Source organism: Paenibacillus sp. FSL M7-1046 (genome assembly GCF_038007405.1).
Classification (GTDB): domain Bacteria; phylum Bacillota; class Bacilli; order Paenibacillales; family Paenibacillaceae; genus Paenibacillus_AQ.
In genome coordinates this window covers 3,026,649-3,038,190 of the sequence record NZ_JBBOXB010000001.1, presented here as the reverse complement: position 1 = coordinate 3,038,190, position 11,542 = coordinate 3,026,649, and the positions used below count along the sequence as shown (strand labels likewise).

At 49.4% G+C, this 11,542-nt stretch carries 10 protein-coding genes; all 10 read right to left on the bottom strand.

Annotated elements, in window-relative coordinates:
• Positions 1 to 8 precede the first annotated feature (8 nt).
• Positions 9 to 1,136: a sensor histidine kinase gene (locus tag NYE29_RS13230; protein WP_340896355.1), complete on the bottom strand. Its 1,128-nt coding sequence runs from the start codon at positions 1,134 to 1,136 to the stop codon at positions 9 to 11.
• A 20-nt stretch (positions 1,137 to 1,156) separates the two neighbouring features.
• Complete coding sequence (locus NYE29_RS13225) at positions 1,157 to 1,864, bottom strand: response regulator transcription factor (protein ID WP_340896354.1); 708 nt, start codon at positions 1,862 to 1,864, stop codon at positions 1,157 to 1,159.
• Between the two features lie 138 nt (positions 1,865 to 2,002).
• Positions 2,003 to 2,929, bottom strand: coding sequence for a hypothetical protein (locus tag NYE29_RS13220; protein WP_340896353.1), 927 nt, complete (start codon positions 2,927 to 2,929; stop codon positions 2,003 to 2,005).
• Between the two features lie 13 nt (positions 2,930 to 2,942).
• A complete protein-coding gene (locus NYE29_RS13215) occupies positions 2,943 to 4,250 on the bottom strand; it encodes an ABC transporter permease (protein ID WP_340896352.1) in 1,308 nt (435 codons plus the stop codon).
• Positions 4,237 to 4,947 carry an ABC transporter ATP-binding protein gene (locus NYE29_RS13210; protein WP_339225722.1) on the bottom strand — a complete coding sequence of 237 codons (711 nt, stop codon included), beginning with the start codon at positions 4,945 to 4,947 and terminating at the stop codon, positions 4,237 to 4,239. The genes NYE29_RS13215 and NYE29_RS13210 overlap by 14 nt, the downstream gene beginning before the upstream one ends.
• Positions 4,948 to 4,976: 29 nt before the next feature.
• Complete coding sequence (locus tag NYE29_RS13205) at positions 4,977 to 6,698, bottom strand: alkaline phosphatase (RefSeq protein WP_445322165.1); 1,722 nt, start codon at positions 6,696 to 6,698, stop codon at positions 4,977 to 4,979.
• Between the two features lie 174 nt (positions 6,699 to 6,872).
• Positions 6,873 to 7,664, bottom strand: a complete 792-nt coding sequence (locus NYE29_RS13200) for an EFR1 family ferrodoxin (protein WP_340896350.1) — start codon at positions 7,662 to 7,664, stop codon at positions 6,873 to 6,875.
• Between the two features lie 38 nt (positions 7,665 to 7,702).
• Positions 7,703 to 8,110: an FMN-binding protein gene (locus NYE29_RS13195; protein ID WP_340896349.1), complete on the bottom strand. Its 408-nt coding sequence runs from the start codon at positions 8,108 to 8,110 to the stop codon at positions 7,703 to 7,705.
• A gap of 19 nt (positions 8,111 to 8,129) precedes the next feature.
• On the bottom strand, positions 8,130 to 9,092 hold the full coding sequence (locus NYE29_RS13190) for an FAD:protein FMN transferase (RefSeq protein WP_340896348.1): 963 nt from the start codon (positions 9,090 to 9,092) through the stop codon (positions 8,130 to 8,132).
• Positions 9,093 to 9,450: 358 nt separating this feature from the next.
• Entirely contained in the window at positions 9,451 to 11,463 is a 2,013-nt protein-coding gene (gene ligA / locus NYE29_RS13185; RefSeq protein WP_340896347.1) for an NAD-dependent DNA ligase LigA, read from the bottom strand.
• Between the last annotated feature and the right edge of the window lie 79 nt (positions 11,464 to 11,542).

Genomic DNA, 11,542 nt, shown 5'->3' with positions numbered 1-11,542 from the left:
CACAAGTTCTAAAGATTCTCTAAAGACTCCTGTGGAGATAACGGGAAACGGGTGATAAAGTCGGTACGGTTCACATCGCTTTGGGCTGTAATTTCTCCGTGGTGGCGTTCCACAATCCCTTTGGCTATAGCAAGTCCCAGCCCCGAACCTCCGGTATACCGGGAACGGGAGCGTTCAGCCCGGTAGAATCGTTCAAAAATATGCGGAAGGTCGCTTTCGGCAATCATTTCTCCAAAATTGCTGATCCGCACGACCGCTTCATCCCCTTCTCGGGTGAGTACGATCTCCAGTTTTTTCCCTTCACGCCCGTAACGGACGGCATTGGTAATCAAATTTTCATAAGCGCGCAGCAACTCGTAAGGTGCTCCCTGAATCCATAAGGATTCTGTATGGTCCACCAGCTCATAGGCCATGCCTGCCCGGGCAAGCTCTGGAACCGCCTCTTCCGCCAGCTGCCGAATGAACGCCTTGAGGTCCAGCTGTTCTGCTGCAAGCGGCAGTCCTCCACTGTTGACACGGGTATATTCGAACAGATCATCAATCAGCTTACGCAGCACTAGTGCTTTCTGATAAGCAATGCCTACATAATAGCGCACCTCTGTCTCTTCCCGGCAGCGGTCCTGCTCAATATAATCCAGATAACCCAAAACCGAGGTCAGCGGAGTACGCAAATCATGAGAGACCCCGGTAATCAGCTCATTTTTGGCCTGGATCGCCTTACGCTCTTCAAGCAGGGACTGCTGCAGCCGTTCGGACATAATATTAATATTCTCTGCCAGTACACCTAGTTCATCACTGGTCCGCACTTCAATCCGGTGTGACTCTCCCAGTTTGGTGATTTGCTGAATCCCCTGTGTGATCTCTTCGAGATAGGATACTACTTTTCGCGTGTACAAGAAAAAGAACACCAAAAAGCTGATAATGCCTACGGCTGTCATTACCGGCACTGAGCCAATATGGTTAATAATCCATTTCAAAACCAGGGAATAGGGTGCCGACGGTGAACTCGTGTTCATGTGAAGCAGAGAATTCACCAGCCGGTACCCTCCAAATAACAGGATGGCTCCTGACAACATGCTGAGAATAAACGCCCAAATGAATTTCCAGCGGATAGTACTTATATATTTTGCATTCACAGCATCATCACCTCAAGTTCTCAGGATGGCCCGTCCAATTTATACCCGATCCCCCATACAGTTTGCACATAACGGGGCTGCTTCGGATCCAGCTCAATTTTCTCGCGGATATTGCGGATATGTACCATAACCGTGCTGCCTCCGTCCAGAAAAGGCTCATTCCAGATATTCCTGTAAATCTGCTCCATGCTGAGCACCTGGCCCTGATGTCTCGCCAGCAGCTCCAAAATGGAAAATTCACGGGGTGTCAGCCTTACTTTACGTCCATCCACGCAGACTTCGTGTTTCAATATGTCGATGACGAGATCCTCGAAGATCAGCTCATTGTCATTCATCCTTGGTTGGTTATCCTTGTTGAATTTATGATAGCGGCGCAGCTGTGATTTGGCCCGGGCCACAAGCTCCAGCGGATTAAACGGCTTTCCGACATAGTCGTCGGCGCCTATACTGAGTCCAAGAATTTTATCCATATCCGAATTTTTGGCGGACAGCATGATGATCGGCATATTTTGCTCTTCACGGATTTTCATGCAGGCTTCTATCCCGTCCATCCTGGGCATCATCACATCCATAATAATGAGGTCCACCTTTTCCTCTTTTAAATATTCCAGCGCTTCCTGTCCGTCAAAGGCTTTGAGCAGCCGATAACCCTCGTTGCAGAAATAAATATCCATCAGGTTAACAATCTCCCGCTCATCGTCCACTAGCAGTATTGTTTCTTGTCTCACAGGCAGGTATCCTTTCCATTCCATAAGTGGTAATCTACCTTCTAATATATTAGAAATTATCCAATCTATAAACCCAAAAAAAGCCCCGTATCCCCAAAAGGTATACAAAGGCTGGTATTACTCATTATTTTAGTTCCTTTAAATGCTCTTAAAAGAGGCATCATAAAGCCGGAACATCGTTTTGTAGCCTGACTCGTCAATCTTGATGCCCACGTCCAGACGTCCGGTAATTTGCAGTGGGCCGGAGGTATGCCGGAGCTTGCTGCCTTCAGGTACAAAGACAATCATAATCTTGTTCCAGTAGGTCTCATCCCCATTATCAAAGGGACACTCCGCCCCGGGCTCTGGAATCAGCAGAAACCAGTTCTTCTCAAAGGAGAGGACTTCGCCCATAAAGCCCTTAATCGTAACCTCGCTGCCGCTGAGATCCCAAAACTGCTCCGAGGGGCGTGTCTGGTCGCTGCCGTCGAAGAAGCCGTTCCAATCAATGGCAGTGTGGCCTGTGGAGGAAGTCTTCAATTGGGCCACTGCGGTTGGGGCAGGACTGGCCTCAGGGAGGGAGCTGGCTTGTGGAGACGGCGATACAGTGCTGCTCTTTCCTCCGCTCTTGTCTGCTTCACCTGTCTTAGCCGTTGACTTCGTTGCAGGTGTCGGAGATGTCAGGCTCTTGCTATTACTCTTGCTGGAGCCTACAGTCTTCTTCGATGTATCCTGAATGACTGCCACTGGAGCAGAAGGTTTCGGCAAAGGTTTGGATGTACTTGGTGCGATGGATGGCGCCGCAGCCAGTTCGGGTTCCGGTGAAGGTCCAGATGTGGCCGTGGCGGCTTCTGGAGAGCGCTCTACAGTTGGCGAAGCTGCCGGTGATTCTTTTGGAACTATGGGTACTTGTGTAGCTTCGGGTGATTGTGCCACATCCTCTGTTACCGGACTGTCCGCCTCCACTACAGCAGCAAAGGACTCTCCACCGCCATCAGCTGCACTGTTCTGGCCGCATGCTTGAAGCAGCAGCATGCTTGTAACAGCAGCCGTCATCAGGATCAACCTACCCTTTAATGTTATCAAGTGAATGTACCTCCTAGGATTTGAACAAAGCAAGAGGATGCATCCGGTACATCCGGAATGCAGGCCCCAGCGAAGACAGCAGACCAATGGAAAGCGCCCCTGCAACAATAAGCCAATGATCAGGTGTCCACTGATAAGGTTCAATTTGAATGCCAGCTTGGGCGAACAGTGCATCCTTCAGCAGGTAAGCGCCAAGATGACCCAGCAGCAGTCCGGCGATAAGTCCGGTAGCTGTCACCAGCAGACCTTCGCTCGTTAAGGTCAACCATACATAGGCTCTGGATTTGCCGAGAAGACGCAATAACCCCACATCCTTGGTACGTTCCCCGACTGCGGCAATCAAAGACAGCAGGATCGCTATCGCTGCCAGAATTACGCATAATGCCGTGAGCACACTCAGCAGCTGTGCTCCCTGATCAACAGCGTTCAGCACGTCGGAAACCGCCTGGCTTGTATAGGCAGCCTGAACTCCATTACTGCCATCCAGCACCTCTTTCAAATCATGGGCCCCCAGCAGACTGGCCGGTTTAACCAGCACAGCTGTAATCTCCCGCTCCTCAGGAGGCAGACCATGTACGGCCCAGGCATAATCTACGGTCGTAAATACTGCGCGGTCATCAGGGGTATGAAGGGCCGGAAGAATACCCACAACGGTATACTGGAAGCTTTCATGTGCGTGTTCTTCGCCATGTTCTTCGTCATGTGCTTCGTCCGGCGAATTTCCGGCCCCTTCGGCAGCATGGTCTTCCTCATGATCTTCCTCATGATTTCCCCCATGCTCCTCCGTGTGTTCCGCCTCCGCAGTTTCATGGCTGTCTCCCTGAACAAGTCCATGTGCGCCCGTAAATGTATCTCCAATGTGCAGACCCAGAGATTCCGCCACATACGATCCAATAATGGTCTCACCAGTGAGCGCATATAAATTCCCGTCCTGAAGGTTACGGTCGCCGTAACGGGTAACAAAATATCCGGAATCAATGCCGACGATCGGAAAGCCTTTATAATTATCTCCCGTTGTCATCGCAAAGGCCTTATCCACGTCCTGATCCTGCTCCACCTGATCTAGAACAGCAAGCGGGATATTGCCTGTCGGAGCACCGATATGATAAAAGGTATTCAGCACAAGCTGGGTTTCACTGCCGGCTGCACCAATTACGAGATCGAAGGGACCATACCCTTTTTTGGCACCTTGCTCAACGCTTTGCCGGGACAAGGATAGCAGGACGATAAAAGCAACCGTAACTGCGACCGCACATACCGTCAACAGCGACAGAAACCGCCGATGCAGCAAATTACGCAGTGTTAATCTAAAGAGACTCATACAATTCCCTCTTCCGTTTCTCCCGGCTGCTCTGGAGTTTGGGCGCTGATTCCCGGCGTATCCGGTTAATCTCTTGAATGTTCAGACAGCGGGGAAAACGGTTCGCCATATTGAGATCATGCGTTACCACAATTAAGGTATGTCCATGAGCGACGCTGAGATCCAGTAAAAGAGAGGCAATTTCATCTGCCGTTTCCCAGTCCAGACTGCCGGTGGGTTCATCCGCCAGCACAAGCGGCGGCTCATTCACCAGCGCCCGCACAATCGCTACCCTCTGCTGCTGCCCGCGTGAAAGCTGGGATGGAAGATGCCGGCCCCGGTCTGCCAGACCTACCTGATCCAGCCAATCGTCGACTACCCTTCTTTTCTCCTTAAGCGGAAGCTTTGCGGTCATAGCGATCTCCACATTCTGCCTTGCCGTCAATGAGGGGATCAGATGGAAATCCTGCAGCACATACCCGATATTGGAAGCCCGGAAAGCATCACGCTTCGCCTCTGTGAGCTCGCGTAGCGGCTTGCCGTCCACGACAATCCCGCCGCTGTCGGCCAGCAGAATTCCGCTGATCAGATGCAGAAGAGTGCTTTTACCGGACCCGCTGGGTCCGGTAATCGCTACGTTCTCTCCTTTTTCAACACTCCATTCGGGAATATCCAGTATCGGCACATTTCTTCCGTCTACACGAAATTGCTTTTTCAAATCGTGAATTTGGAGCAACAGAGCCACTCCTATCTCAATTTAATACGTTCGGACAAAGCATCCCAAGTCAAGGTTGTGCCCTTCAGCTGGCTGAATGCACTAAGCGGCAGGTACAATACACCGTTATCGATATCAACGATATAAGAAGCAGCCTTACCATTCAGCTTAGCGGTTTTGTCGGTCAGATTCACATCAATTACGTTCTTCTGCAATGTCAGCTTCGCAGCGGCAGCATCCCCTTTGTAAGTACCTCCCAGCGCCTTGATCAAAGCTTCAGCAGGATAAAGCACCTTGTTGTCGCGGCTGATTTTGAACTTCGGATATACGTATTGGGATTGCAGCTCTGCGGAACGTTTGTTCAAATCAAGGCCCAGTATGCTGGCACCCGCCTTCGCGATCTCGGTGTTGTCCACCTGTCCCTTCACCTGCTCCGCAATCGGACCATAAGCCCAGACACCCACATCTACTGCGGAATGGCCATGACCTGACCAGCCAACAAGCAGACGTTTGGAAACCACTGCATTGTAGGCTCCTTCACGTTTATATGAAGACCCGTCGCCTTCCATAATTTGTGCAACTTCTTCGTCTGTAAGATCGGTAATCCATGTATTGGCTGTTACGATGCTGCGGATTTCTTCCGGTGTCTGTGCTGCTTCCAGAGCGGAAGCCAGGCTTTCCGAGGAATGTTTTTGCTTATCCCACAGGTCGATATTAATTTCGTAAATGTTGTCGCGGGAGAGGGACAGTCCGCCCGTTTCATGGTCAGCTGTGACCACAACGGAGGTATTGCCGTTTTTCTTCGCGAAATCAATCGCCGTCTTGACCGCGGCATCGAAATCGAGTGCTTCCTGGACAAGTGTCGGCAGATCGTTGGCATGACCGGCATGGTCAATCCGTCCGCCTTCAATCATCATGACAAAGCCTTCTTTATCTGCTGATAAAATATTCAGCGCTTTGGAGGTCATTGTCGCCAGGCTTGGAATTTCCGCTGTACGGTCCGGAACATAAGCCACATGGGAACTGCCGAACAGGCCCAGCACCTTGCTGTTTTTGGAGGTAAGCGCATTTAAGGCTGTTTTATTTTCAACTACAGTGTAACCCTTGGCTTTAAAATCAGGGAGGATGTTCTTATCCGTCCGTTTGCCCTTTTCATCTTTGGTTACAAAAAACTGCTTGCCCCCGCCCATCAGAACATCTACGCCGCTCTCCAGGTATTGCGAGGCAATTGCCGATTCATTATCACGGCTGCGGACATGGGAGGCGTAAACAGCTGGCGTCGCGTGAGTAATCCGGGCTGTGGTAACAAGTCCTGTTGCTTTGCCGCTCGTTTCCGCAGCCTCAATAATGGAGGCAAACGGTTTGGATACATCTTCATTGGAAACGCTGATGCCTGCGTTGTATGTTTTGTGGCCTGTAGCAAATGCAGTACCGGCTGAGGCGGAATCTGTAACGATCCCAGAAACAATTTTCCCGCCGTCCTCTCCACGGTCTGCATATGTAGTCGCTTGTCCCACGTAGTACGGATCAAGATTAAGATGGCTGACTCCCTTGGTGTATTGCTGAAAATATCTTGCGGCAGAAATTTGGGCCGGACCCATGCCGTCACCAATTAGTACGATAAGATTTTTGGACTGGGCTTTTGCAGCTCCCCCAGAAGTTTTAGCACTTTGTGCCGCTCCGGCCAGTGTAGCTCCTGAGACTACTGCTGCTGCCAATCCTCCAATTACCACACTCTTCATCAGCTTTTTCATCATATACCCCTTCCTTGTTATAAAGATCTTAACCAATCTTACCTTCGAAAGGTTAACCAATTGTCAAATGTAGTCAGGGGTTGTATTAAATTATCAACTGTTCATATATCACCAGGACACAAAAGAACCCACACCTTGTCACCAAGATGAGGGCTAGCAACGTTTTCTGTACAATCATCTTTCATTTATAAATTCTGCAATGGTTATATGGGGATTTGTATATCTTCCTTTGTTTTCGGTCTTTTGGCCATATTGAATGGCTTTGACGGGGCAATAATGAATACACGCCAAACATAGTGTACAATTTTGCCCCCACTGCGGTTTTTCAGAAACTTGAATGTTATTGCAGTTACAAACCTGCTCACAGGTACCACAGCCGATACAACTATCATCTGCCTGAAATTTGGTCGGATCAATGGCCTTTTTAGTAAACATCGGGTTAATAATACCGGTTAACAGCCACGGAAACTTGCCTTTATCTATCCTGAATTCTCCTGTTATTCTTTGCTCAATGTCATGGTTGATTTGTTTCAGTGTCTCCTCTGCCGCAGATAGCTTGTGTTGCTCCACTTCTTTGGAATCCACATCGCCCATGATGATAAAATTATTTGGCATTTTGATAGAAAATCCGCTGTTTAATTTTATCTTTTTTCTGCTCAGACAATCCTTCATCACTTTCATTGAATTGCCGATGCTTCCTCCGCAGGTTGCGACGGAAAAGACGTAGTTCCCCTGGAAATTGTTCAGCTTAAGCTTTCTAATAAATTCAAGGACGATTCCAGGTGGTCCCCACGAATAAGTAGGATGGACAAATCCAATAATTTCATGATCCTTCAGATTATATTCATTGCATTCATTGCCTGTGTTCTCTGCGGCGGATATGGAAACTAACTCTTCACCCGTATGAAAAGCAATATTTTTAGCAGCATATAACGAGTTCCCGGTTCCCGAAAAGTAAAATATCATCGGATGCTCCTCTCGATTCCTTGTAATGATTCCATTGCTTAATCCAGCGCATTTTCTATCGCTTTGAGAAAAGCTTTGGAGGTGAGCGTTGCGCCACTTATGGTATCCACCTGCAGCGACTGCTCCCGGATTACCCTGCCGAACAATTCATCTGTGAACTCGGCCGGTTTTTTCTCTGCTTGCTCTAATACCTTGATCTCTGTAACTTTGCTGGAGGTCACGGTCACTTGAACTTTATTGGCCCTCCACTTGTACATACCTCCCTCATATTCCCCAACATATGTGCCATTCTTAATCTGCTTAAAATCCAGTGCTCTGATCGGGAGGTTTTTAGCTTCACGCCGTTCCCCCGCAGTAAAGAGTAACGCTCCCCCAGCGCCCCCCGCAACGAGTACCACCAGTACGATAACTGCGATAAGCATTTTAGTTCTCCCCTTTCGTTTCATTGCAATCTACTCCCGTCTTTTATCCTAAGATATTCACTCTTATCCCCATCTCCGGCTGAAAGCAATTGTTGAGACCTCGGGTAACATGAACCTGCAAGTCCGTATCCACGAGAACCGCTTCGGTTCCAGGGAAGCTTGTAAGAAGTTGAATCCCCTTGTTCATCCCGGCTACAAATACCAGAGTAGACAACGTATCCGCAAGCGTAGCGCTATCAGCAACAATGGTCACGCTGATCAAACCTGATTCCGCCGGATATCCGGTATGCGGATTCAGGATATGATGCCGCCTTTTCCCTTCACGATCCATGAAGAAACGTTGATAATCCCCGGAGGTAACCACAGCTTTGTCTGATACAGCCACAGCGCCAATCAAACGTTGATCCTGCCTGGGATAACGGATGCCTACACGCCATGGGGAACCATCTGGTTTTACACCTACAGCTGCCACATTTCCGCCAATGTTTGTGAAAGCCGATGAGACACCAAATTCCTTAAATAGTTCTACAAACTTATCGCTGGCATATCCTTTGCCGATCCCCCCTAAATCAACGGACTGCCCCACTTTTTGAAGTCTAGCAGTCTTTTCGTGAGGGTCTAACATCAAATCTGCAGCATTCACCCTACGAAGAACCTCGCTGATTCTTACCTCATCGGGAATTTCGGATGAATTCTTATAATTCCATAGATCTACTAAGGGGCCGATAGTGACATCAAAACATCCATCACTATAATTTGAAAACTCAGCAGCAAGCGACAGTACCTCATAGGTATCCGGACTCAACTTCTCACATTTCATCCCCGCTGACCTGTTGACCCTGCTAATCTCGCTATCGGGTATAAAGCGGCTTAGTAGGTTTTCAAGCCTTTCAGCTTCATACTCGACAGCTCTGAGTGCTTCTTCCCCATGATCGCCGAAAACTTTGTGGATCATCTCTGTACCCATCCCATAGTGAACAGACTGGGCCGTCATGGCTTTATTCATCTATAGTCCTCCTTCCATGGACCGTTACAATGAGGCGTATGCTTGACCAAGGCAATTGATAAATATGCAGCTACAACAAGGTTTATGTGAATGAATATATTATTATTCATTCATTTTAGCATAAAAATGATTCGCCGCCAGGATTAATTTTCCATTCAACACTGCACTTCTCTTTCCACCACAACTCGAAAGAAAAGCTTCTCCTCGACAGGGATGATCCTGCTGTTGCAGATGTAAACGTAGAATTGTATATCCTTAAATTTCAAAAAGCCCTGTGACCTTTCGCAGGAAGCGAAATGATCACAGGACTCTGTATCTTGCAGTACATTGATATTCAGTACTATGTCGTAAAACAATCTTAAATCTCCAGCAGCCGGATCAATTCTTCCTCATCCTCAATGACCTGAATACCCAATTGCTGTGCTTTGGCCAGCTTGCTGCCCGCTTTTTCGCCGGCGATGACCAGATCGGTTTTCTTGGAGACACTGCCCGATACTTTGGCGCCAAGCGCCTCGAGACGTTCCGCAGCTTCCTCACGGGTAAGCTTCTGCAGCGAGCCGGTTAACACTACGGTCTTACCGCTGAAGAAGGAATCCGTACTGACCGGCCGTGGAGCCTCAGGTGCCTTCGCTTCTACACCCAGTGCAAGCATACGGTTAATACCCGTTACCACAAAAGGATCAGCGAAAAAGCCCACGATGCTCTCTGCCACAATCCCGCCGATATCCGGCAATCCAGATAGTTCCTCTGCAGTTGCGGACATTACCGCCTCCAGACTGCGGTAATGATCGGCCAGCATCCGTGTGGTTGCTTTGCCGGTATTCGGAATGCCTAGGGCAAAGAGGAACGAGGCTAGATCACGCCCTTTGCTCTCTTCCAGCGCCTTCAGCAAATTGTCCGCTTTCTTTTCACCGAAGCGATCGAGCTTGACCAGCTGTTCAAAGTTCAGTTCATATAAATCGGCAGGCTCCCGCAGATTCAGCTCTTCGTGCAGCTGCCCGGCCGTCTTGTCACTGAAGGTCTCAATGTCCATCGCATCACGGGAAGCGAAATGGGTGATCCGTCCGATAATCTGCGGCTTGCAATCCAGCTTGTTGTTGCAGAAAAGATGCGCTCCGCGCATTTCGAGCGGGAAACCACATGACGGACAATTCTCGGGGAATACAATTTCCCCGCCGTCGCTTTCTTCCGTCACCTTGCCAAGTATCTCTGGAATGACATCATTGGAGCGGCGGATAAACACCCGCGTGCCCAGCGCATGCTTCAGATTCTTGCGTTCAATATCTCCGACGTTGTTCAGCGTGCAGTTCTGGACAGTAACTCCAGCCAGTTCTACCGCCTCCACACGGGCCAGAGGTGTGACTTTGCCTGTGCGGCCTACATTCCAGCTGACTGACTCCAATATGGTCGTCGTTTCTTCAGCTTCAAACTTGTAGGCAACCGCCCAGCGCGGAAACTTATCGGTATAACCCAGTGCTTCACGGATACGGAAATCGGTAACCTTGATTACCGCACCGTCAATCAGATAGTCCAGACCGGAACGGCTCTCTTCAATCTCCGCCAGCTGCTCTGTAACCTCGTCAAAGTTAGCAAAGTAGGTGAGGTACGGATTCACCTTAAACTGGTTGGTCCGCAGGAAATTCATCATCTCCTGATGATCGGCAAACTGCACCCCTTCAGCATATCCCACGTTATAAAAGAAAGCATTTAGCCTGCGGTTCGCCGTAGTCTTAGGATTAAGGTTGCGCAGCGCTCCGGCGGCGCCATTGCGTGCATTCTTCAGCGGTTCGGCAGCCCGTGTATTGTAGTCGGCCAGCACCGAAAGGTTCATAATCCCCTCGCCCTGCACTTCGATAAGACCTTCCTTGAACGGAATCGTCAACGGAACGGACTTGATCGTCTTCACCTGAGCCAGTATGCCTTCACCCGTCACTCCATTTCCTCTTGTCGCCGCCTGCACTAGCACACCGTCACGGTAAGTCAGGTTCAGGGTCAGGCCGTCGAATTTCAGTTCGACGGCATAACAAGGCTCGGGCAGAGGTGTATCCGGATTCTTCGTGTTGTAGTCGTTCACGAGACGCAGCACACGGGCATTCCAGCTCCGCAGCTGCTCAATATTCTGCGCTTTGTCCAAACTCCATAGCGGAGCAAGGTGACGGTGCGGGGTAAAGCCTTTCAGCAGTTCCCCTCCCACACGCTGGGTAGGGGAATCCGGCAGCACAATGCCGCTCTCCGCTTCCAGGGCCACCAGCTTATCGTAAAGCACATCATATTCCTTGTCGCTGACCTGCGGTGCATCCAGCGTGTAATAATGGTAATTGTATTGATTCAGCTCAGCCACAAGCTCTTCCATCGTATGCATAACGTCCATCCGGGCGTATCCCTCCGTCATAAGGATAATGTAAAGCATGTGAATGATACTTCTACTTTATCTTTATATTCTAAAAATG